The organism is Enterobacter sp. B79-1 (assembly GCF_057444735.1).
On sequence record NZ_JBYAZJ010000001.1, the window covers coordinates 1,106,494 to 1,129,147 of the forward strand.

A 22,654-nucleotide genomic window follows, 5' to 3' on the forward strand; every position below is an offset into this window, starting at 1 on the left:
AACAGTGATTGCAAAGTGTGCAAGCACAGATAACGAATAACCCGAATTAGCCTCAGCGTCAACGTTCAAAATTCATACGGGTGTCATATTTGTGAGCTAAGCAGAAGATCATTTGTACAAAAAATGTGATGCAGCACAAGTAACAACCTGAAGCCAAAACGAAAAAAAAGCCGCAATCAGCGAAAATCTGATAGCGGCTTTTGTCGATGAATTTTACTTATGGCAGTCTGGAAATCTCTCTGGCGATACTCGCAGACTCCTGCGCCCAACCCTGGGCCAGCACTTTCACCATCTCATCATATCCATCTTTTTGCTGCTTCATTTCCAGATGGAAAGGACGCTTAATCAGCTGCCCCTGATGATTCAGCAGCCATTCTCCACTCACCACAACGACGCCATCATAGCGACCGTGGAAGCCCGTCACGGTGACGTTAAGCGTGTCCTGGTCGCTTCCCAGCGGCTGTGACGCAACAACCCAGCCAGGAAGCTGGCTGCTGAGATTCGCCACCAGCGTATTGCGCAACTGCTGGTCCAGCGGGCTGGCCCACAGGTTATTGTTAGCAATAACGTACTGAACATCGCTGGTTTGATACACCACGCCGTTGCCAGCCAGATAATCCGGCACCGCAACCTGCTCCACCCATAACAGACGGTTGCCCTGCGAGGCGGTGCTTTGTGCGCTCGCCTGGGTCGTCAGCGGTAACTGATAGTAGCTTTTATTATCACCACCCGAGCTACAGGCCGTTAATACCATCGCTCCTGCAATCGCTAGCCATTTTTTCATTGTTTAGCCCTCTTCGGCTCAGGATCCTTTTTATCTTTCGCTTCGAACACCAGTGCGTTGCTCTTCTCATTGAGCGTTTTCAGCACAGGCTGCAGTTCACGTAAGACCTGATCAAGACGTTGCATATCGGCCACCATCTTGTTGTACGCCGCTGAACCCGGCTGGAAGCCCTGCATGCTACGGTTGAGTTCACGCAACGTTTTCTGCATATCCTGCGGCAGTTGCTGCATGGACTGGCTTGCCGTGATCTTATTAATATTATCCAGCGTCGTTTGCAGACGTTGCATCGTCGCCTGACTTTGATGTAACGAACCGGTCGCGGCTTCCAGCATCGGATTAAGCGGCAGATTGTTAATCTTATCGAGCGTATCCATCAGACGCTGCTGGATTTGCGCCAGACCGCTGCTGACCGTTGGGATAATTTTATAGCCCCCGAATTCACGAATACCGGTAATCGCTGGCGCTTTAGGATAGAAGTCCATATCCACATACAGCGCACCGGTGACCAGGTTTCCGGTTTTCAGCGAGCCTCGCAGACCGCGCTCCATCAGCTGGCTGATATGGGTGGCAATATCCTGATTTTCGCCAATCTGGTTGAGCAGACGCTCCGGCTCAATGCGGATCAGCACCGGAATACGGTAATCGTCATCCAGCATCTGCTGAAGACCCGGCACGAAGAACGGAACCTGTCCAACCGTTCCGAGTCGAATGCCGCGGAATTCGACCGGTGCACCCGGCTGAAGGCCACGGACCGAGTCCTTAAAGAACATCAGGAAGTCAACGTGATCGGTATAGAGCGCATCCTGAATACTTTTTTGATCGTCAAAGAGTCTGAACGCCGTTTTCTCTGCAACCGGCTGGCCCAAATCCTGCCCTTCCGGCACGTCAAAACTGACGCCACCGCCAAACAGCGTGGTCAGGGAGCCCATTTCGACACGCATACCCGCCGAGGTCAGATCTACCGCGATCCCACTGTCTTTCCAGAAGCGGACGTTGCTGGTGACCAGACGATCGTTTGGCGCATTGATGAAGAGCTGATAGCTAATGGTGCGTTTTTGCGCGTCAAACGTACTGGTTTCAACTGAACCCACGCGATAGCCGCGGAACAGCACGGGATCGCCTGGCGAGAGCTGTCCGGCTTTTTTACTGTCCAGGATCACGCGAATGCCTTTCGCATCCGGCGGCGCAAGCGGCGGAGAGTCCAGCAGCTCGTATTGTGCCGGCTGGCTCCCTTTCTTACCCGGCTGCAGCTCAATATAAGCGCCGGACAGCAGCGTCCCCAACCCGCTGATCCCCTCACGTCCTACCTGCGGTTTAACCACCCAGAAAACCGAGTCGCCATGCAGCAATTTTTCCATACCGGAATTTAAACGCGCCTTGATTTCAACGTGCGTCAAATCATCCGTCAGGGTTGCACTTTCAACCACGCCCACATCCACACTGCGGCTTTTGATGGTGGTTTTGCCCCCCTCAATACCTTCTGCATTGGTGGTGATAAGCGTGACTTCCGGTCCCTGATGGCTGTAATGATAAAACAGGATCCATGCACCGATCAGCGCGGTCACGATGGGGAAAATCCACACCGGAGACCAGTTCTTGACCTTCTGCACTTTCGCCTCTCCACTCTTATTTTCCATGCTCTTACTCTTCCTCATGGCTTGACTCGGGCTCACGATCCCACGATAAACGAGGGTCGAAGGTCATGGCCGCAAACATGGTCATAATGACGACCAACGCAAACATTAGCGCTCCCATTGCGGGATAAATACTCATCAGTCCTCCCATGCGCACCAGCGCAGAGAGAACGGCGATGACAAACACATCAATCATTGACCAGCGGCCAACAAATTCAACAACTTCGTAAATCAGGTGCATGCGTTCGCTGTCGCGTTTGCCGTGACCTTTCGCGTCCCAGCACAGCCAGGCAATGGCGATCATTTTTAAGGTTGGCACCATAATGCTGGCGATGAAGATCACGCCAGCCACCGGATAGGATCCTTCGCCCCACAGCAAAACGACTCCAGCGAGGATGGTTGAGGGCATTTTGTCGCCGAGTAAATCGGTGATCATAATGGGCAGAATATTGGCTGGCAGATAGAGCATGATTGACGTGACCAGCAACGCCATCGTCCACTGCAGGCTATTTTTACGACGTACATGGCCTTTCGTTTCACAGCGAGGACACACATCGAGATCCGCGGGCAGAACGGCGGTACAGCATGAGCAAGAGCGCAGCCCCTGACGGATACCCGGCACACCGACCTTAACCGTCTGCGCAAGCGTCGGTGCTGGCGCGATGTCATCCCACGCCCATCGCCTGTCTACGCACTGGAAGGCGCGCAGCTGTAATACACAGTAAAGGCACCAGGGAATAAAGCTGCTGCCAATTCCCACATCACCATAGGCCATCAGCTTGACGAAGCTGACCAGAATCCCCGCCAGAAAAATCTCGGCCATCCCCCAACTTTTCAGCTGGAACAGGATACGCGCGAGTTTAATTTTAAGGGATGTGGGCATCCTGATGCGGTTTACCAGCAACAGGATCACCACCAGACAGAACGCCGGGACGATTTGGACAAAGAGGAGGAAAAAGGTGCCGAGGCTGGCGTAATCTTCCGAGAACATCACGCCAGGAATTTCAAGCAGATCGACCTCGCTGGTCATGCCGCCCACTTTCATATAAATGAAAGGGAAGAGGTTGGAAAGCAGCAGCATGAACAATGCAGCAAGAGCATAAGCAGTGGGACGCTGCCTTGGCGCGTCCCACTCCGTCGTCAACGTTGCGCCGCAACGTGGACACAGGGCTTTATGTCCGTGACCAAGCTCTGGCAACGCCACGAGCATATCGCATTGCGAGCATAATATATGCCTGTCGGCGTGGTGCTGGTCACACATAGTTAATCCCTGTTTATGCGCCGTTTTTCAGAGACTCGAGGTACTCCCAGCGCTCAAATGCTTCTTCCAGGGCTTTTTCAGCCGCGGACAGTTCAGCCAATATTTTCTGAGTATAGTCGTGCGGCTGCGTAAAGAATGACGCATCAGCAACCTGAATTTGCAGCGTTTCAAGAGCAGCTTCCAGTTCTTCAAGACGCTGAGGTAAGCCTTCCAGTTCGCGCTGCAGGTTATAGCTCATTTTAGCAGGAGATTTTTTGACAGTTTCTGCTTTCGCTACAACCGGTTCCGGTGCACTTTTGGATTTTGCCTGTTTTTGCAGCAGCGACTGGGTTTGTTGTCCACGCGCGTCATGATAACCGCCCACGTATTGACCAATCCGGCCTTCACCTTCAAAAATCCAGCACTCGGTCACGGTGTTATCAACGAACTGACGATCGTGGCTCACCAGCATCACGGTTCCCTGATAACCGTCGATTAACTCCTCCAGTAATTCCAGCGTTTCGACATCCAGATCGTTGGTTGGTTCATCGAGAATCAACAGGTTACTTGGCTTCAGGAACAGACGTGCCAGCAGCAGACGATTTCGCTCGCCGCCAGACAGCGCGCGTACCGGTGTCATTGCGCGTTTCGGATGGAACAGGAAGTCCTGCAAATAACCCAGCACGTGGCGCGGCTTACCGTTAACCATCACCTCTTGCTTACCTTCAGCGAGGTTATCCATCACCGTTCTGTCCGGGTCAAGCTCAGCGCGGTGCTGGTCGAAGTAGGCCACTTCCAGCTTCGTACCACAGTGAACGCGGCCGCTATCAGCCTGCAGCTGGCCTAACATCAGCTTGAGCAGCGTGGTTTTACCACAGCCGTTCGGGCCAATAAGGGCAATTTTGTCGCCACGCTGAACCTGAGCGGAAAAGTCTTTCACCAGCACTTTACCGTCAACCTGGTAATTCACGTTTTCCATCTCAAAGACGATTTTGCCCGAGCGGGATGCCTCTTCCACCTGCATCTTCGCGCTACCCATCACCTCACGGCGGGCGCTACGCTCGTTACGCATCGCTTTTAACGCACGCACGCGGCCTTCGTTACGGGTACGGCGGGCTTTGATACCCTGGCGGATCCAGACCTCTTCTTGCGCCAGCTTGCGGTCAAACTCAGCGTTTTGCAGCTCTTCTACGCGCAGGTTTTCTTCTTTTTCCAGCAGATAGGTGTCGTAATCGCCAGGATAGGTCACCAGTTTTCCGCGATCGAGATCGACAATGCGGGTCGCCATGTTGCGGATAAACGAACGGTCGTGCGAAATGAAGATGATGGTGCCGTTGAAGGTCTTCAGGAACCCTTCCAGCCAGTCGATGGCTTCAATGTCCAGGTGGTTGGTCGGTTCGTCCAGCAACAGCACTTTCGGGCCGCTGACCAGCGCGCGTCCCAGTGCCGCTTTACGCAGCCAGCCGCCGGAAAGTGATGCCAGTTCCATATCCGCATCCAGACCTAGCTGGTCCAGCACTTCAGTGATACGGCTTTCAAGCTGCCACAGGCCGTGATGATCCAGCAGTTCCTGCAGGCGCGCCATTTCATTAAGATTTTTTTCGCTCGGGTCGGTCATCACCAGATGCGAAATTTCATGATAGCCCTTCAGGTATTCGGCTTGTTCAGAGATCCCCTCCGCAACGAAGTCGTAGACGGTGCCCGCCACGTTACGCGGTGGATCCTGCTGCAGTCGAGAAACAATCAGATCTTGTTCGTAAACGATACGGCCGTCATCCAGACCCTGCTCACGGTTAAGGATCTTCATCAGCGTGGATTTACCCGCGCCGTTACGGCCTACCAGACAAACACGTTCGTTATCTTCAATGTGCAGTTCAGTATCGTCGAGAAGGGGCGCATCGCTGAAAGACAGCCAGGCGCCGTGCATGCTAATTAGTGACATTTATATTTCCTTTCAGACTGCTGAGATTAACCAGCAGTTATGGATCTGACGGTTACGGGCAAAGTCCTGAGACAGCGTTTTCTGGCTGATTTCTTGCGCTTTCAGTCCCAGCGTGGCTAAGCCTTCATGATCCATGCGGAAGCCGCGTTTGTTGTTCGAGAACATAATGGTGCCGCCTTTACGCAGCAAGCGTTTCAGGTCGGTCATCAGGCGCAGGTGATCGCGTTGAACATCAAAGCTATCCTCCATACGCTTGGAGTTGGAGAAGGTCGGCGGATCGATAAAGATCAGGTCGAACTGCTCGTCGGTATCACGCAGCCAGCCCAGCACGTCGGCCTGCATCAGGCGATGCTGGCGTCCGGTCAGGCCGTTCAGACGCAGGTTACGCTCCGCCCACTCCAGATAGGTGCGAGACATATCCACCGTGGTGGTGCTACGCGCCCCGCCCAAACCTGCATGCACGCTCGCGCTACCGGTATAGGAGAACAGGTTGAGGAAGTCTTTACCCTTGCTCATCTGGCCCAGCATGCGGCGCGCGATACGGTGGTCAAGGAACAGGCCGGTATCAAGATAGTCGGTCAGGTTTACCCACAGGCGCGCGTTGTACTCGCCCACTTCGATAAAGTCGCCCTTCTCGCCCATCTTCTGGTACTGGTTTTTGCCCTTCTGACGCTCGCGGGTTTTCAGCACCAGTTTGTTCGGCGTGATGCCGAGCACGGCGATGGTTGCCGCAATGACGTCCAGCATACGCTGACGCGCTTTTTGCGCATCAATGGTTTTCGGTGGCGCATATTCCTGAATCACCACCCAGTCCGCGTAGCGGTCAACCGCCACGTTGTACTCCGGCAGGTCAGCGTCGTACAGGCGGTAGCATTCAATCCCTTCCTGCTTTGCCCATTTCTCATATTTCTTCAGGTTCTTGCGCAGGCGGTTGGCGTAATCTTCCGCCACGCCGGACGGCTTGCTGTCCGCCGCTTTCTCTGCCAGATGGTAGTTTTTCTGCACGCAGTCCAGCGGGCCGTTTTTCGCCTTAAACTGGCGATCGGCACGCAGCTGCAGGCAGCTCAGCAGCTCCGGCGAGGCGCTAAACAGGGAGAGATTCCAGCCACCGAAGTAATCCTTCATATTGCGGCCCAGCAGGCTGTGCAGAGCAATCAGCGCCGGCTCGCTGTCCAGACGCTCGCCGTATGGCGGGTTACTGATTACGGTGCCATACGGGCCTTTTGGCAGCGGGTTGGTCAGGTTCGCCACGTCTTTCACGTCGAAGGTGACCAGCTCGCCGATACCGGCGCGACGGGCGTTGCTGCGCGCGCGCTCAATGACGCGCGGGTCGCTGTCCGAACCGTAGAAGTGGGAGGTGTACTCCGCCAGGCCTTTACGCGCGCGGGTCTGCGCATCGTCTTTGACCTCTTTCCAGAGTGCTTCATCGTGCTGTGCCCAGCCTTTAAAGCCCCAGTGACCGCGATGCAGCCCCGGCGCACGGTCAGTTGCCAGCATGGCTGCTTCTATCAGCAGCGTACCAGAACCACACATTGGGTCGAGCAGCGGCGTGCCCGGCTGCCAGCCGGAGCGCATGACGATGGCGGCGGCCAGCGTTTCTTTGATCGGCGCCATACCGGTGCGATCGCGGTAGCCGCGCAGGTGCAGCCCCGCGCCGCTCAGATCGAGAGAGATACTTGCCGTGTCGCCGTTCAGCCAGACGTTAATACGCAGATCCGGATTTTCGCGATCGACGTTTGGACGCTCCTTATTTTTACGCGTGAAGCAGTCCACAATGGCGTCTTTTACACGCAGGGCACCGTACTGGCTGTTGCGGATCTCGTCGTTCACGCCGTTGAAATGCACCGCAAAGGTGGCATTTGGCGTGAAGATCTCTGTCCAGTCGATCATCTGTACGCCGGTATAGAGGTCCAGGTCGCTATAGACCTTGCACTCTTTCATCGGCAGCATGATGCGCGACGCCAGACGGCTCCACATCAGGCTCTGGTAAATAAGCCGCGTGTCGCCCTCAAAATGGACACCACCCTGAACCACCTGACACTCTTGCGCGCCCAGGCTTTCCAGTTCAGTTTTTAACAGCTCTTCCAGCCCACGGGCCGTACTGGCAAACAGAGAATTCATATCGTCACTTTTACTCTTAGAAAATTGTCGCGCATTATAGCTAATATGGCGTGTATGTCATAAAGTTGAAGGCTTATTTTCATTTGTGGGAGTGTGCAGTGGCGACGTTATCCAGGCTTTTTATTCATCCGGTGAAATCCATGCGCGGCATCGGCGTCTCTCACGCGCTGGCCGACATGAGCGGATTCGCCTTCGATCGCATTTTTATGGTCACCGAGCCTGACGGTACGTTCATTACCGCACGCCAGTTCCCGCAGATGGTTCGCTTTACCCCTTCTCCACTTCATGACGGTTTGCACCTGACCGCGCCGGACGGTTCCAGCGTAGTGATTCGCTTTGCTGATTTTGCCCCTGTCGACGCGCCAACGGAAGTGTGGGGCAATCATTTTACCGCGCGCATCGCCCCGGATGAAATTAACCGCTGGCTGAGCGGGTTCTTCTCCCGCGACGTGCAGTTGCGCTGGGTTGGTCCTGAACTGACGCGTCGCGTGAAGCGCCATGACGCCGTTCCCCTCTCCTTCGCCGATGGTTTCCCGTTCCTGCTGACCAACGAAGCCTCGCTGCGTGATTTACAGCGCCGCTGCAAAGCCAGCGTTCAGATGGAACAGTTCCGCCCTAACCTGGTGGTCACAGGTGCCGACGCCTGGGACGAAGATACCTGGAAGGTGATCCGCATCGGCAGCGTGATTTTCGACGTGGTGAAGCCCTGTAGTCGCTGCATATTCACCACTGTCAGCCCGGAAAAAGGCCAAAAACATCCTTCCGGTGAACCGTTGAAAACGTTGCAGTCATTCCGTACCGCCCAGGACAACGGTGATGTGGATTTCGGTCAGAACCTCATCCCGCGCTCCAGCGGCGTGATCCGCGTCGGTGACGAAGTAGAAATCCTCACCCGTGGTCTCGCCAGGATTTATGGTTCCAGCCAGGAAGAGGAGTTTGTCGATATCGAGTCCGCGCCTTCGTCAGGGGTCGATATTCACTGGCAGGGTAAAGTTATCCGTGGCAACAATCAGCAGGTATTACTTGAGCAACTGGAACAGGCAGGGATCCGCGTACCTTACTCCTGTCGTGCAGGTATTTGCGGATGCTGTCGAATCAAACTGATCGAGGGTGAAGTCACTGCGCTGAAGAAATCGGCGGTAGGTGATGACGGTACGATTTTATGCTGCAGCTGTGTGCCGAAAACGTCTGTCCAGCTGGAAGCTTAAACGGCCTGTTCAAGGCTGAACGAATCAACGCGCAGCTGTGGCTTCAGCCTGTCATTCATGACTTTGATCGCATCACCTAACTGCATAACTCGCCCGGCAATGGTCACGCCGGGCTGCGCTAACAAACAGAGCGCGGCGTTTTCACCGGGTTCAACGACCAGTAAATTCACCTCTTCTGCGGTATCGCTCAGATTGACGCTTGCCGCATCGCCCGTTGCCGGGGTCCAGCTCATGCCATGAGCAAGAAAATGCCAGCTTTTTGGCATTTGCGGTTTCAGGAAACGGATAGCCACCAGCGCATTCAGGACCAGCTCAGCGCGCTGTTCTTTGGAGAGCATCAGGTCGCGGCATTTTTCTTCGAAGGAAAAATAAAGCGCTGCATCGTCCACACAAAAGCCTGACGGCGAGAAAGCGTCCGGGGTTAACATTCGACGCGGAAAACGTGAACGAAACAACATGCCATTGGCTAAATCGAGCATCATACGATCGTGCTCGTCGCAAAAATACCAGCGCCAGTTATCGTCAGGTTTAATTCGCATGTGTCTCTCCCGTCCCCAAACGTCCTGTACTAAAAATGTCCTGTTTGCCGCCTCGTTTATAACACCATTAATAAAAGACTATAATGACTAAATAAGCAACAGTGACGGAATATAAAACAACCAGGGCCGGAAATAAAGCCCTGGTTGTCTGATTAGGAGAAAAGATTAGATATGAGTAACGATTTCTTTAATCAATGGCGGCCCTTTAAAAATAAAGCCGGAATAAATTTGCACCAGTGATGCCCCGGCAGCCATCTTCTCGCGGGCAGCAATAACAGAGTCGATACCGCCCACGCCAATAATGGGAAGACGTCCCTGTAATTCAGCAGAGAGTGCGCGAATAATTTCCGTACTTTTTAATTGTACCGGACGGCCACTTAACCCACCCGCTTCGTCACAGTTTTTCATTCCCTGAACGAGAGAACGATCGAGCGTTGTATTGGTTGCTATCACACCATCAATATTATGACGTACTAAACTGTCGGCAACCTGGATCAATTCTTCAATAGAAAGATCCGGCGCGATCTTAACCGCGACCGGAACATATTTATGGTGGATCGCCTGGAGCTCGTTTTGTTTATTTTTAATGGCACTCAGAAGATCGTCCAGCGCATCGCCATATTGTAATGAGCGCAGGCCCGGGGTATTGGGTGATGAAATATTCACCGCAATATAACCGGCATAGGCATAGACTTTTTCCATACAAATCAGATAGTCATCTTTGCCCTGCTCCACCGGCGTGTCTTTATTTTTACCAATATTGATGCCTAATACGCCATCAAAATGGGATTTTTTAACGTTCTCAACCAGATGATCGACACCGAGGTTGTTGAAGCCCATGCGGTTGATCAAACCCTCAGCTTCGACCAGGCGGAACAGACGCGGCTTGTCGTTACCCGGCTGCGGACGCGGCGTAACGGTACCGATTTCGATGGAGCCAAACCCCATCGCGCCCAGGGCATCAATACATTCGCCATTTTTATCCAGACCGGCCGCCAGGCCCAGCGGATTCTTGAAGGTCAGGCCCATGCATTGGACAGGTTTTTCCGGCACATTTTGACGCACCAGCGCAGCCAGAGGCGTGCCTGTAATACGACGTAATTGCTGGAATGTAAATTCATGAGCGCGCTCAGGATCGAGCTGGAAAAGGGCTTTACGAACGAAGGGGTAGTACATGAACTCTCCTGGATTCCCGGTGTGCAAACCGGGAGGGGATTATGTGCGATCCCGCCCGGAAAGGGAATTGACCTGCGGCAAAAAAATCGCGCAAAACGCAAACGTTTACCTGCGCGCCTGTTTCTTATGCACTTTTTCGCATTTAAATTGCAGATAAATCATTTAGTGGAATAACCCGGCGATGTCACACTCCTTAAAATTGTTATGAATGTTAGATAAAAGCAAACAATTAGTTATAAGGAGCAAACATGCGCGTCATCACCCTGGCCGGTAGTCCACGGTTTCCCTCGCGTTCCAGCGCCCTGTTGGAATATGCCCGCGAAAAGCTCACTGCTCTGGATGTGGAAGTGTGCCACTGGAATCTGCATAACTTCGAACCTGAAGATTTGCTCTATGCCCGCTTCGACAGCCCCGCGCTGAAAACACTGATCGAGCAGCTCAAGGGGGCAGATGGCTTAATTGTGGCGACGCCCATTTATAAAGCCTCTTTTTCTGGCGCACTGAAAACCCTGCTTGACCTGCTTCCGGAGCGCGCGCTGGACGGCAAAGTGGTGCTGCCGCTGGCTACGGGCGGTACGGTTGCCCATTTACTGGCGGTGGATTACGCCCTGAAACCGGTGCTGAACGCCCTGAAAGCACAGGAAATCCTGCATGGCGTTTTCGCAGATGATTCACAGGTCATCGACTATCAACACAAACCCCACTTTACGCCGAATCTGCAAACTCGCCTTGATGCCGCGCTGGAAACGTTCTGGCATGCGCTGCATCGCCGGGATATCCAGGTTCCCGCTTTTAATCCGTCGCAAGGAGTCGCTCATGTTTAAAACACTGACACGTATCGGGCTGGCAGGGCTGATGGCTCTGTCGTCGCTGGCTCATGCGGCGGAAACCGCGCCGGAAAGCCTGCGCATCGGCTATCAGAAAGGCAGCGTCAGCATGGTGCTGGCGAAAAGCCACCAGCTTCTGGAAAAACGCTTCCCGGACACCAAATTCTCCTGGGTGGAGTTCCCTGCAGGCCCACAGATGCTGGAGGCGTTGAACGTCGGCAGTATCGATTTGGGCAGCACGGGCGATATTCCGCCTATCTTTGCTCAGGCTGCCGGGGCCGATCTGGTCTATGTGGGGGTTGAACCCGCTAAACCGAAAGCCGAGGTGATTCTGGTACCTGAAAATAGCGAGATTAAAAGCGTTGCCGATCTTAAAGGCCATAAAGTGGCTTTCCAGAAAGGTTCCAGCTCACACAACTTGCTGCTGCGCGCCCTGCAAGAGGCCGGGCTTAAGTTCACCGACATTCAGCCCGTTTACCTGACGCCTGCCGACGCGCGCGCCGCGTTCCAGCAGAAGAACGTGGATGCCTGGGCCATCTGGGATCCGTACTACTCCGCAGCCTTACTGCAGGGTGGCGTGCGGGTGCTGAAAGATGGCACCACGCTGAAACAAACCGGCTCGTTCTATCTCGCTGCACGTCCTTACGCGGAGAAAAACGGCGCATTCATTCAGGGCGTACTGGATACCTTTACCCAGGCCGATGCCCTGACCCAGAGCCAGCGTCAGGAAAGCATTACCCTGCTGGCAAAAACCATGGGCTTACCTGAACCGGTGATCGCGAGCTATCTCAGCCACCGTCCGCCGACCACCATTGCGCCTGTTAATGCGCAGGTCGCCGCCCTTCAGCAACAAACCGCTGACCTTTTCTATCAAAACCGCCTGGTGCCAAAACAGGTCAATATTCGCGAACGCATCTGGCAGCCCGCAGGCAAAGAAGGAGCTAAATCATGAGTCTGAATCTTTTCTGGTTTTTACCCACCCACGGTGATGGACACTATCTTGGTACAGAAGAGGGTTCACGCCCGGTTGACTATGGCTATCTGCAGCAGATTGCCCAGGCAGCGGACCGAATCGGTTTCACCGGCGTGCTGATCCCAACCGGACGGTCATGCGAGGATGCGTGGCTGGTCGCCGCGTCGATGATCCCGGTCACCCAGCGTCTGAAGTTCCTGGTCGCGTTACGTCCAAGCGTGGTTTCCCCCACCGTGGCGGCGCGTCAGGCGGCAACGCTGGACAGACTGTCCAACGGCCGCGCCCTGTTTAACCTTGTCACCGGTAGCGATCCGCAGGAGCTGGCGGGCGATGGCGTTTTCCTCGATCACACGGAGCGCTACGAGGCCTCCGCCGAATTCACCCGCGTCTGGCGACGCCTGCTGGAAGGTGAAACCGTCACCTTCGAAGGCAAACATATTCACGTTCGCGACGCGAAACTCTACTTCCCGCCGGTGCAGCAGCCGCGCCCGCCGCTCTATTTTGGCGGATCGTCGGATGTGGCCCAGGATCTGGCCGCCGAGCAGGTCGATCTCTACCTGACCTGGGGCGAACCGCCTGAGCTGGTGAAAGAAAAAATTGCCCAGGTCCGTGCCAAAGCAGCAGCCCAAGGTCGCAAGGTGCGTTTCGGTATTCGCCTTCATGTGATTGTGCGCGAAACCAATGAGGAAGCCTGGCAGGCCGCCGACCGCCTGATTTCCCATCTGGACGATGAGACCATCGCGAAAGCGCAGGCCGCGTTTGCGAAAACCGACTCCGTCGGGCAGCACCGGATGGCGTCCCTGCACAACGGCGAGCGCGAGAATCTGGAGATCAGCCCGAACCTGTGGGCGGGTGTTGGTCTGGTACGCGGCGGCGCAGGTACGGCGCTGGTCGGCGATGGTCCAACGGTGGCCGCGCGGATTAATGAATACGCTGACCTGGGCATCGACAGCTTTATCCTCTCCGGCTATCCGCATCTGGAAGAGGCCTACAAGGTGGGCGAACTGTTATTCCCGCACCTGGATGTCGCCATCCCGGAAATTCCGCAGCCGCAGCAACTCCAGCTTCAGGGCGAAGCCGTGGCGAACGAATTTATTCCACGAAAAGCCGCGCAGAGCTAAGGAGTGACCATGTCTGCCACCTCACAAAAATGGCTGCTGCGCGCCGCGCCGTGGTTTTTACCCGTCGGCATCGTGGCTTTCTGGCAGCTCGCGTCGTCCACCGGCTGGCTGTCGAGCCGCATTCTGCCCTCTCCGGAGGGCGTTGTTGAAGCGTTCTGGTCGCTGAGCGTGAGCGGAGAGCTATGGCAGCATCTGGCGATCAGCTCATGGCGCGCCGTGATTGGGTTTTCCATTGGCGGCAGTATCGGTCTGGTTCTGGGTCTGATCAGCGGCCTTTCGCGGTGGGGTGAGCGGCTGCTTGATACGTCTATACAGATGCTGCGCAACGTGCCGCATCTGGCGCTGATCCCGCTGGTTATCCTGTGGTTTGGCATTGATGAGAGCGCCAAGATCTTCCTCGTGGCGCTGGGCACGCTGTTCCCGATTTACATCAACACCTGGCACGGCATCCGCAATATCGATCGCGGTCTGGTCGAGATGGCGAGAAGCTATGGCTTGTCCGGTTTTTCTCTCTTTATACACGTGATCCTGCCGGGCGCCCTGCCCTCGATTATGGTTGGGGTGCGTTTTGCGCTCGGCCTGATGTGGCTGACGCTGATTGTGGCGGAAACCATTTCGGCTAACTCCGGCATTGGCTATCTGGCGATGAACGCCCGTGAATTCCTGCAAACCGACGTGGTGGTGGTAGCCATCATCCTTTACGCCCTGCTCGGCAAACTCGCCGACGTCAGCGCCCAGTGGCTGGAGCGCAGCTGGCTGCGCTGGAACCCGGCCTATACCCTTCAGGAGGCAAAAGCATGAATACTGCACGACTGAACCAGGGGACGCCGTTACTGCTTAACAGCGTCACCAAACGCTACGGCGAAAATACTATTCTCAACGGGCTGGATCTGCATATTCCCGCCGGACAATTTGTGGCCGTTGTCGGACGCAGCGGCGGTGGCAAGAGTACGTTGCTACGCCTTCTGGCCGGGCTGGAAGCCCCCAACGGCGGTGAAATCCTGGCAGGCTCAACGCCGCTGGCCAATATTCAGGACGATACGCGCATGATGTTTCAGGACGCGCGCCTGCTGCCGTGGAAAACGGTTATCGACAACGTCGGTCTCGGCCTGAAGGGCAACTGGCGGGATAACGCGCGTCAGGCGCTGGCCGCCGTCGGGCTGGAAAACCGCGCAGGCGAGTGGCCTGCTGCGCTGTCAGGGGGACAGAAACAGCGCGTGGCGCTGGCGCGCGCGTTGATTCACCGTCCCGGCCTGCTGTTGCTTGATGAACCGCTCGGCGCGCTTGATGCGCTGACGCGGATTGAAATGCAGGATTTGATTGAGTCCCTGTGGCAGGAGCATGGCTTTACGGTACTGCTGGTGACGCATGACGTGAGCGAGGCCGTCGCGATGGCGGACCGGGTGCTGCTGATAGAAGACGGGAAGATTGGTCTGGATTTGACGGTGGATATCCCGCGCCCGCGCCGCGTGGGCTCGGCAAAACTGGCGGAGCTGGAGGCGGAAGTGTTGGATCGGGTGATGAAACGTGGGGAAGCGGAGATTCAGCGGATAAAGGCCAATGCATGATGCCCTCACCCCGGCCCTCTCCCACAGGGAGAGGGAGAAAACCGATGCCCCGCGACCCCACGTAGGCCCGGTAAGCGTAGCGCCACCGGGCTTTTTTACATCAGGCCAGCGCCTTAGCAATCTTCTCGTACAGATCGCCAGACAGGTTCTCCAGCCCTTTAAGCTGCTCAAGCGCGGCGCGCATCTTCGCCTGACGCTTCGCATCGTAGCGTTTCAGGCGGATCAGCGGCTCAATCAGTCGCGACGCCACCTGCGGGTTACGGCTGTTCAGCTCGGTCAGCATTTCCACCATAAATTGATAGCCGCTGCCGTCTTCCGCGTGGAAGGCAGCCGGGTTGCTGCTGGCAAACGCGCCAATCAGCGAGCGGACGCGGTTCGGGTTGCTCATGGTGAACGAGCGGTGCTTCAGCAGGCGACGTACGGTGCTCAGCACATCGGCGGACGGGCTGGTGGACTGCAGAATGAACCATTTGTCCATCACCAGACCATCCTGATGCCATTTGTCATCGTACTCCTGCATTAGCGCATCACGACACGGCAGTTCGGCGGCAACGCTTGCGGCGAGTGCAGCCAGCGCGTCGGTCATGTTATCGGCTTCGTGATACTGCTTGCTGACCAGCGTGTTCGCCAGTTCCACCTCACCAAAGGCCAGATAGCGCAGACAGGTATTGCGCAGGGAACGTTTGCCGATATCGGCATGCTCAACGCGGTACGCATCCAGCTTGTTGGCGTTGTAAATGGCCAGGAATTCATCCGCCAGTTCGGCAGCCAGCGTGCGGGTTAGCGCTTCACGCACTGCGACAATCGCAATCGGGTCGATAATCTCGAACAGCTCGGCGATTTCAGTCGCGGACGGTAAGGTCAGGATTTCAGCCGCCAGTGCCGGGTCAATGTTCTCGTCCAGCAGGATCGCGCGGAAGGCATCCGCAACATGAACCGGCAGCGTCAGCGGCTGGCCCTGCTGATAACGGTTCACGTTCAGCTTGATGTAGGTTGCCAGCAGGCTCTGCGCTGCATCCCAGCGAGAGAAGTCATTGCGCGCGTGACGCATCAGGAACGTCAACTGCTGATCGCTCCACTTGTACTCCAGTTTTACCGGCGCAGAGAATTCGCACAGCAGCGCAGGTACCGGCTGGAAGTAAACATTATCGAAAATAAACGTCTGCTCCGCCTGGGTGACGTTTAGCACGCTGTGTACCGGGTGACCGCCCTTCTTCAGGGGGATCACTTTGCCTTCGTTATCGTACAGCTCAATGCTGAACGGAATGTGCAGCGGCTGCTTCTCCGCCTGCTCGGCCGTTGGCGGCGTGCGCTGGCTGATGGTCAGGGTGTACTGCTCGGTCTCCGGATTGTAGTCGTCTTTAACGGTCACGACAGGTGTGCCGGCCTGGCTGTACCAGAGGCGGAAATGGGACAGATCCACGTTGGACGCGTCTTCCATCGCCTGGACGAAGTCGTCGCAGGTGGCGGCGCTGCCGTCGTGACGCTCGAAGTAGAGCTGCATCCCTTTCTGGAAATTCTCTTCGCCCAGCAGGGTGTGGATCATGCGGATGATTTCAGCGCCCTTTTCGTACACCGTCAGGGTGTAGAAGTTATTCATCTCGATGACTTTATCCGGGCGAATCGGGTGCGCCATTGGGCTGGCATCTTCCGCAAACTGCAGGCCGCGCATGGTGCGCACGTTGTTGATGCGGTTCACTGCGCGGGAGCCCAGATCGGAGCTGAACTCCTGGTCGCGGAAAACGGTTAAGCCCTCTTTCAGGCTCAGCTGGAACCAGTCGCGGCAGGTGACGCGGTTACCGGTCCAGTTATGGAAATATTCGTGCCCGATCACGCGTTCGATATCGAGATAGTCTTTATCGGTGGCGGTATCGGTACGCGCCAGCACGTATTTGGAGTTAAAGACGTTAAGACCTTTGTTCTCCATCGCGCCCATGTTGAAGAAGTCGACGGCGACGATCATATAAATGTCGAGATCGTATTCGAGGCCGAAGCGCTCTTCGTCCCACTTCATGGAGTTGATGAGCGAGGTCATCGCCCACGGCGCGCGGTCAAGGTTGCCGCGGTCAACAAACAGTTCCAGCGCCACGTCGCGGCCAGAGCGGGTTTTGTAGGTGTCGCGCAGGACATCGAAATCACCCGCCACCAGCGCAAACAGGTAGCACGGTTTCGGGAACGGATCCTGCCACTGTACCCAGTGACGACCGTTCTCCAGCTCGCCTTCGCCCACGCGGTTGCCGTTCGAGAGCAGGAACGGATAGAGGGTTTTATCGGCAATGATTTTGGTGGTAAAGCGCGCCAGGACGTCCGGGCGATCCAGATACCAGGTAATGTGGCGGAAGCCTTCTGCTTCACACTGGGTACACAGCGCCACGCCTGACTGGTAGAGCCCTTCCAGCGCGGTATTGGCGGCCGGGCTGATTTCGTTGACGATGCGCAGCGTAAAGCGTTCCGGCAGGTTGTCGATAACCAGCTGGTTGCCTTCTTCTTTATAATCAGCCCACGCTTCATCATTAATATGCAGGGAAACCAGCGTCAGGTCTTCACCATCAAGACGCAGCGGTACAGCCGTCGCGCTCTGGCGCGTCACCTGGCTCACCGCTGTCACGACGGTTTTAGTGGCATCCAGGTCAAAAGTCAGATCGATATCGCTAATCAGGTAATCCGGCGCACGGTAGTCGTGGCGGTATTTGGCTTGTGGCTGTTGTGTCATAGAAAACCTTATGCATCGTTTGTCGAGTAACGTTTCAATATATTCCTGTTGTCTAAAACGCGCTATGCAGAATGTTCATCTTTTCAGGTACAAACACCTTTTTCGCTACATTTGTATAACACGAGGCACAAAATGCCCTCGACCATAAAGAGCGCTTATGTTGTGATCGGGGTTCAATAAATCACTAAAACAGGTATACTCCGGAGTTGTTTATTGTACTAAACGCTCCCGTGAGAGGATGCTACTGCGCACCTATGACTCAATTCGCTTCTCCTGTTCTGCATACGTTGCTGGATACCGACGCGTATAAACTGCATATGCAGCAAGCCGTTTTCCACCATTACCATGACGTTCATGTTGCGGCGGAGTTTCGCTGCCGGGGCGACGACTTGCTGGGTATCTACGCGGATTCCATTCGTGAACAGGTCGATGCCATGCAGCACCTGGCGCTGCAGGACGACGAATATCACTGGCTTTCCGGCCTGCCCTTCTTTAAAGCTGACTACCTTACCTGGCTGCGCGACTTCCGCTACAAGCCAGAGCAGGTCACGGTGACTAACGATAATGGCAAGCTGAATATCCGCCTTGCCGGTCCGTGGCGTGAAGTGATCATGTGGGAAGTGCCGCTTCTGGCGGTGATCAGCGAGTTGGCCCACCGCTACCGTTCGCCGGAAACCGGCGTCGAACAGGCGGTTGCCTCACTGGAGCATAAGCTGGTTGAATTTTCCCACCTGACCGAAGGGCTGGATATGTCCCGCTTCCGCCTGATGGACTTTGGCACCCGCCGCCGTTTCTCTCGCGAAGTACAGCAGGCTATTGTTAAACGTCTTCAGCAAGAGCCGTGGTTTGTGGGCACCAGTAATTACGACCTTGCGCGTCGTCTGGACCTGACGCCTATGGGCACCCAGGCGCACGAGTGGTTCCAGGCGCATCAGCAGATCAGCCCTGACCTGGCCAATAGCCAGCGCGCGGCCCTGGCCGCATGGCTTGATGAGTATCCGAATCAACTGGGGATCGCCCTCACCGACTGCATCACAATGGATGCCTTCCTGCGCGACTTCGGTCCTGAATTTGCTGAGCGTTATCAGGGTTTACGCAATGACTCCGGAGACCCGGTGGAATGGGGTGAAAAGGCCATTGCCCATTACGAGAAGCTGGGCATTGATCCGATGACGAAAGTGCTGGTCTTCTCTGATAACCTGGATTTAGCCAAAGCGGTGGATCTTTACCGCCACTTCTCCTCCAGAGTGAATCTGAGCTTTGGTATTGGCACCCGTTTGACCTGCGATATTCCTCAGGTAAAACCTCTGAACATCGTCATAAAGCTGGTGGAATGTAACGGCAAGCCAGTGGCGAAACTCTCTGATAGTCCGGGTAAAACCATCTGTCATGACAAAGCTTTTGTCCGCGCATTGCGCAAAGCCTTCGATCTGCCGCAGGTTAAAAAAGCCAGTTAACCGCATTCGGGAGCCGTAAAGGCTCCCCACTTCTTATTTATTTCTTATTTCTTCTCTTAAGACTGCGAAATCTGCTTGTCTGATGGCGGATGCCAGGTAACATAGATATCCCCCCATAAGGGCGGACAAGTGTTTATCATTTCCGACAATTAACAGAGAGAATATTATGAGCGTTGTGCCTGTAGCCGACGTACTCCAGGGCCGTGTCGCCGTTGACCAAGAAGTCACCGTGCGCGGATGGGTGCGTACCCGCCGAGATTCTAAAGCTGGCATCTCCTTCCTCGCCGTCTATGACGGTTCCTGCTTTGATCCTGTACAGGCCGTCATTAATAATTCTCTGCCCAATTACAATGATGACGTTCTGCGCCTGACCACAGGTTGCTCCGTCATTGTTACCGGCGTGGTTGTCGCATCGCCTGGTCAGGGCCAGAGCTTCGAAATTCAGGCTTCGGCGATTGAAGTCACCGGCTGGGTGGAAGATCCAGATACCTACCCGATGGCGGCAAAACGCCACAGCATTGAGTATCTTCGCGAAGTGGCACACCTGCGTCCACGCACCAACCTGATCGGTGCGGTGGCCCGCGTGCGTCACACGCTGGCGCAGGCGCTGCATCGTTTCTTCGATGAGCAGGGTTACTTCTGGGTATCCACGCCGCTGATCACCGCGTCCGACACTGAAGGTGCGGGTGAGATGTTCCGCGTTTCTACGCTGGATATGGAAAACCTGCCGCGTACGCCGGAAGGTAAAGTGGATTACGACAAAGACTTCTTTGGTAAAGAAGCCTTCCTGACGGTATCCGGCCAACTCAACGGTGAAACCTATGCCTGTGCGCTGTCTAAGATCTACACGTTTGGCCCAACCTTCCGCGCAGAAAACTCCAACACCAGCCGCCACCTGGCGGAATTCTGGATGCTGGAACCAGAAGTGGCCTTTGCCGATCTCAATGATGTGGCAGGCCTGGCGGAAGCCATGCTGAAATACGTGTTTAAAGCCGTTCTGGAAGAGCGTGCAGACGACATGAAATTCTTCGCTGAGCGCGTGGATAACGACGCTATTGCCCGTCTGGAGCGCTTTGTATCCGCTGACTTCGCGCAGGTGGATTACACCGATGCGGTTGCCATCCTCGAGAAGTGCGGTGAGAAGTTCGAGAACCCGGTTTACTGGGGCGTGGATCTCTCTTCTGAGCACGAACGCTATCTGGCAGAGAAACACTTCAAAGCACCGGTTGTCGTGAAAAACTACCCGAAAGACATTAAGGCCTTCTATATGCGCCTTAACGAAGACGGTAAAACCGTTGCCGCAATGGATGTCCTGGCACCTGGCATCGGAGAAATCATCGGGGGTTCTCAGCGTGAAGAGCGTCTGGACGTCCTGGATGCCCGTATGGAAGAGATGGGTCTCAACCCGGCTGACTACAGCTGGTATCGCGATCTGCGTCGTTACGGTACTGTTCCGCATTCAGGCTTCGGCCTGGGCTTCGAGCGTCTGATTGCCTACGTAACCGGTGTTCAGAACGTCCGTGATGTGATTCCGTTCCCACGTACGCCGCGTAACGCAAGCTTCTAACCCGCCTCAATGATAATGGCCAGCACATGCTGGCCATTATTTTATTCTGCAATGTCAGTTTATGTCAGCGCAAAGTCAGCCTCTTTAAAAGACAACCCCGTCAAAAGCACTAGCTGTTACGTTTTGTTTCCATGGAATATCTGTGAATAAAAAATATCCCGCATTCTTATTGTGCTTATTTAATTCTCAAGCAATAGCATATTTTTTATTCAATTTCACAGCCATCCAGAAGGCCTTTCGCGGTCATAAGAAAAGATGAGCCGTTTAACCGCTGTTTATATGAATTGCCTTTAGCCAAATTAAACATAAGCAATTCATATATATAGGAATGAAACCGCCGATTAATTAACCAAGTCTCTCTGAAATTTGAGATGGTTCACAAAGTTCCCAAAAATACATATCTAGTTACACATTATTTCTTTTTGTTACCTAATCTTGAGAATTGTAGCACTTTCAGGCTAGCGAAACGGTTCTATGAATGGAAAGATGCCTGTCAGATACATAAAGACACCTAACTCTCATCAATAGTTCCGGAAATATTTATTGACAGAATTTATTGACGGCAGTGGCGAGTGTCATAAAAAAACCAATGAGGGTAATAAATAATGATGAAGCGCAATATCCTGGCAGTGGTTATCCCTGCCCTGCTGGTAGCCGGTGCAGCAAACGCTGCAGAAATCTATAACAAAGACGGCAACAAATTAGATCTTTACGGGAAAGCTGTTGGTCTGCATTACTTCTCTGATAATGACGGCAACGATGGCGACAAAACTTACGCGCGTCTGGGCTTCAAAGGCGAAACTCAGATCAACGATCAGCTGGCTGGTTACGGTCAGTGGGAATACAACTTCCAGGGTAACAACTCTGAAGGCTCCGATGCACAGTCCGGTAACAAAACCCGTCTGGCATTCGCAGGTCTGAAATTCGGTGACGCAGGCTCCTTCGACTACGGTCGTAACTATGGCCTGGTTTATGATGCAATCGGCATCACCGATATGCTGCCAGAGTTCGGCGGCGACACCGGCGTGAGCGACAACTTCTTCTCTGGCCGTACTGGTGGTCTGGCGACTTACCGTAACAGCGGCTTCTTCGGCCTGGTTGACGGTCTGAACTTTGGCGTTCAGTACCTGGGCAAAAACGAGCGTACCGATGCGTCACGTTCCAACGGCGACGGCTGGGCAACTTCTGTTAGCTACGATTTCGACGGTTTCGGTGTTGTAGGTGCATACGGCGCAGCTGACCGTACCAATGCCCAGCAGAATCTGCAGTGGGGCAAAGGCGATAAAGCTGAGCAGTGGGCTACCGGTCTGAAATACGACGCGAACAACATTTACCTGGCAGCGCTGTACGGTGAAATGCGCAACGCGGCTCGCCTGGACAACGGCTTCGCTAACAAAACTCAGGACTTCTCTGTTGTTGCTCAGTACCAGTTCGACTTCGGCCTGCGTCCATCCATCGCTTACTACAAATCTAAAGCGAAAGACGTAGAAGGCGTGGGTGATGAAGATTACATCAACTACATCGACATCGGTGCGACTTACTACTTCAACAAAAACATGTCCACCTATGTTGACTACCAGATCAACCAGCTGAAAGACGACAACAAGCTGGGCATCAACAACGATGATACCGTTGCTGTAGGTCTGGTTTACCAGTTCTAATCAGTACACCACGTTGTTATATGCTTAATGAACAGGGCTTCGGCCCTGTTTTTTTATGCCCGACAGAAAATAATGGCGACTTTTGAAAAGCCGCACGCTTTTCGTCGCAAACGGTTGGCATTT

Annotated in this window: 17 protein-coding genes; 9 read left to right on the forward strand and 8 right to left on the reverse strand. The window is 54.7% G+C overall.

Annotated features, from left to right (window positions below; all coding sequences use genetic code 11):
• Positions 1-217: 217 nt before the first annotated feature.
• From pqiC to rlmKL, 5 genes are read right to left on the reverse strand one after another with little or no spacing between them, the layout of a single operon-like run.
• Positions 218-784, reverse strand: a complete 567-nt coding sequence (pqiC, locus tag AC2T6E_RS05450; RefSeq protein WP_212473696.1) for a membrane integrity-associated transporter subunit PqiC — start codon at positions 782-784, stop codon at positions 218-220.
• A complete protein-coding gene (pqiB, locus tag AC2T6E_RS05455) occupies positions 781-2,421 on the reverse strand; it encodes an intermembrane transport protein PqiB (RefSeq protein WP_108416024.1) in 1,641 nt (546 codons plus the stop codon). The genes pqiC and pqiB overlap by 4 nt, the downstream gene beginning before the upstream one ends.
• A 4-nt stretch (positions 2,422-2,425) precedes the next feature.
• A complete protein-coding gene (gene pqiA / locus AC2T6E_RS05460; protein ID WP_108416023.1) occupies positions 2,426-3,679 on the reverse strand; it encodes a membrane integrity-associated transporter subunit PqiA in 1,254 nt (417 codons plus the stop codon).
• A 13-nt stretch (positions 3,680-3,692) separates the two neighbouring features.
• Positions 3,693-5,600 carry an ABC transporter ATP-binding protein gene (locus tag AC2T6E_RS05465; RefSeq protein WP_348552386.1) on the reverse strand — a complete coding sequence of 636 codons (1,908 nt, stop codon included), beginning with the start codon at positions 5,598-5,600 and terminating at the stop codon, positions 3,693-3,695.
• A gap of 12 nt (positions 5,601-5,612) precedes the next feature.
• Entirely contained in the window at positions 5,613-7,721 is a 2,109-nt protein-coding gene (gene rlmKL / locus AC2T6E_RS05470; RefSeq protein ID WP_010429329.1) for a bifunctional 23S rRNA (guanine(2069)-N(7))-methyltransferase RlmK/23S rRNA (guanine(2445)-N(2))-methyltransferase RlmL, read from the reverse strand.
• Positions 7,722-7,819: 98 nt separating this feature from the next.
• Here rlmKL and AC2T6E_RS05475 point away from each other — a divergent pair, with 98 nt between their 5' ends.
• On the forward strand, positions 7,820-8,929 hold the full coding sequence (locus AC2T6E_RS05475) for a YcbX family protein (protein WP_486690802.1): 1,110 nt from the start codon (positions 7,820-7,822) through the stop codon (positions 8,927-8,929).
• On the opposite strand, the gene zapC is transcribed toward AC2T6E_RS05475, so the two are convergent.
• Positions 8,926-9,468 (reverse strand): cell division protein ZapC, encoded by a 543-nt coding sequence (gene zapC, locus AC2T6E_RS05480; protein WP_042716264.1) that lies wholly within the window; start codon positions 9,466-9,468, stop codon positions 8,926-8,928. The genes AC2T6E_RS05475 and zapC overlap by 4 nt on opposite strands.
• 165 nt (positions 9,469-9,633) lie before the next feature.
• On the reverse strand, positions 9,634-10,644 hold the full coding sequence (gene pyrD, locus AC2T6E_RS05485) for a quinone-dependent dihydroorotate dehydrogenase (RefSeq protein ID WP_010429325.1): 1,011 nt from the start codon (positions 10,642-10,644) through the stop codon (positions 9,634-9,636).
• Between the two features lie 248 nt (positions 10,645-10,892).
• Here pyrD and ssuE point away from each other — a divergent pair, with 248 nt between their 5' ends.
• Genes ssuE through ssuB form a run of 5 tightly spaced genes read left to right on the forward strand, consistent with a single transcriptional unit; the run spans position 10,893 to position 15,133 of the window.
• Complete coding sequence (ssuE, locus tag AC2T6E_RS05490; protein WP_010429323.1) at positions 10,893-11,468, forward strand: NADPH-dependent FMN reductase; 576 nt, start codon at positions 10,893-10,895, stop codon at positions 11,466-11,468.
• Positions 11,461-12,423, forward strand: a complete 963-nt coding sequence (locus AC2T6E_RS05495; RefSeq protein WP_089598368.1) for a sulfonate ABC transporter substrate-binding protein — start codon at positions 11,461-11,463, stop codon at positions 12,421-12,423. Before ssuE ends, AC2T6E_RS05495 begins: the two co-directional genes overlap by 8 nt.
• Positions 12,420-13,565: an FMNH2-dependent alkanesulfonate monooxygenase gene (gene ssuD / locus AC2T6E_RS05500; RefSeq protein ID WP_454539239.1), complete on the forward strand. Its 1,146-nt coding sequence runs from the start codon at positions 12,420-12,422 to the stop codon at positions 13,563-13,565. Before AC2T6E_RS05495 ends, ssuD begins: the two co-directional genes overlap by 4 nt.
• 9 nt (positions 13,566-13,574) lie before the next feature.
• On the forward strand, positions 13,575-14,366 hold the full coding sequence (gene ssuC / locus AC2T6E_RS05505; protein WP_454539238.1) for an aliphatic sulfonate ABC transporter permease SsuC: 792 nt from the start codon (positions 13,575-13,577) through the stop codon (positions 14,364-14,366).
• On the forward strand, positions 14,363-15,133 hold the full coding sequence (ssuB, locus tag AC2T6E_RS05510) for an aliphatic sulfonates ABC transporter ATP-binding protein (RefSeq protein ID WP_212473694.1): 771 nt from the start codon (positions 14,363-14,365) through the stop codon (positions 15,131-15,133). Before ssuC ends, ssuB begins: the two co-directional genes overlap by 4 nt.
• A 100-nt stretch (positions 15,134-15,233) precedes the next feature.
• On the opposite strand, the gene pepN is transcribed toward ssuB, so the two are convergent.
• On the reverse strand, positions 15,234-17,846 hold the full coding sequence (gene pepN / locus AC2T6E_RS05515) for an aminopeptidase N (RefSeq protein ID WP_120158480.1): 2,613 nt from the start codon (positions 17,844-17,846) through the stop codon (positions 15,234-15,236).
• Positions 17,847-18,100: 254 nt separating this feature from the next.
• On the opposite strand from pepN, the gene pncB reads away from it, so the two are divergent.
• The 3 genes from pncB (at position 18,101) to ompF (ending at position 22,531) form a co-directional block, all read left to right on the forward strand.
• Complete coding sequence (gene pncB, locus AC2T6E_RS05520) at positions 18,101-19,303, forward strand: nicotinate phosphoribosyltransferase (RefSeq protein WP_486690807.1); 1,203 nt, start codon at positions 18,101-18,103, stop codon at positions 19,301-19,303.
• Positions 19,304-19,469: 166 nt separating this feature from the next.
• Complete coding sequence (asnS, locus tag AC2T6E_RS05525; RefSeq protein WP_010429307.1) at positions 19,470-20,870, forward strand: asparagine--tRNA ligase; 1,401 nt, start codon at positions 19,470-19,472, stop codon at positions 20,868-20,870.
• A 605-nt stretch (positions 20,871-21,475) separates the two neighbouring features.
• Positions 21,476-22,531: a porin OmpF gene (gene ompF / locus AC2T6E_RS05530; protein WP_010429301.1), complete on the forward strand. Its 1,056-nt coding sequence runs from the start codon at positions 21,476-21,478 to the stop codon at positions 22,529-22,531.
• Positions 22,532-22,654: the final 123 nt, after the last annotated feature.

What these genes read in the sequence shown, in the direction of transcription:
- pqiC (WP_212473696.1), bottom strand. Translation starts at nt 784, where the DNA reads ATGAAAAAATGGCTAGCGATTGCAGGAGCGATGGTATTAACGGCCTGT.
- pqiB (WP_108416024.1), bottom strand. Translation starts at nt 2,421, where the DNA reads ATGGAAAATAAGAGTGGAGAGGCGAAAGTGCAGAAGGTCAAGAACTGG.
- pqiA (WP_108416023.1), bottom strand. Translation starts at nt 3,679, where the DNA reads ATGTGTGACCAGCACCACGCCGACAGGCATATATTATGCTCGCAATGC.
- AC2T6E_RS05465 (WP_348552386.1), bottom strand. Translation starts at nt 5,600, where the DNA reads ATGTCACTAATTAGCATGCACGGCGCCTGGCTGTCTTTCAGCGATGCG.
- rlmKL (WP_010429329.1), bottom strand. Translation starts at nt 7,721, where the DNA reads ATGAATTCTCTGTTTGCCAGTACGGCCCGTGGGCTGGAAGAGCTGTTA.
- zapC (WP_042716264.1), bottom strand. Translation starts at nt 9,468, where the DNA reads ATGCGAATTAAACCTGACGATAACTGGCGCTGGTATTTTTGCGACGAG.
- pyrD (WP_010429325.1), bottom strand. Translation starts at nt 10,644, where the DNA reads ATGTACTACCCCTTCGTTCGTAAAGCCCTTTTCCAGCTCGATCCTGAG.
- ssuE (WP_010429323.1), top strand. Translation starts at nt 10,893, where the DNA reads ATGCGCGTCATCACCCTGGCCGGTAGTCCACGGTTTCCCTCGCGTTCC.
- AC2T6E_RS05495 (WP_089598368.1), top strand. Translation starts at nt 11,461, where the DNA reads ATGTTTAAAACACTGACACGTATCGGGCTGGCAGGGCTGATGGCTCTG.
- ssuD (WP_454539239.1), top strand. Translation starts at nt 12,420, where the DNA reads ATGAGTCTGAATCTTTTCTGGTTTTTACCCACCCACGGTGATGGACAC.
- ssuC (WP_454539238.1), top strand. Translation starts at nt 13,575, where the DNA reads ATGTCTGCCACCTCACAAAAATGGCTGCTGCGCGCCGCGCCGTGGTTT.
- ssuB (WP_212473694.1), top strand. Translation starts at nt 14,363, where the DNA reads ATGAATACTGCACGACTGAACCAGGGGACGCCGTTACTGCTTAACAGC.
- pepN (WP_120158480.1), bottom strand. Translation starts at nt 17,846, where the DNA reads ATGACACAACAGCCACAAGCCAAATACCGCCACGACTACCGTGCGCCG.
- pncB (WP_486690807.1), top strand. Translation starts at nt 18,101, where the DNA reads ATGACTCAATTCGCTTCTCCTGTTCTGCATACGTTGCTGGATACCGAC.
- asnS (WP_010429307.1), top strand. Translation starts at nt 19,470, where the DNA reads ATGAGCGTTGTGCCTGTAGCCGACGTACTCCAGGGCCGTGTCGCCGTT.
- ompF (WP_010429301.1), top strand. Translation starts at nt 21,476, where the DNA reads ATGATGAAGCGCAATATCCTGGCAGTGGTTATCCCTGCCCTGCTGGTA.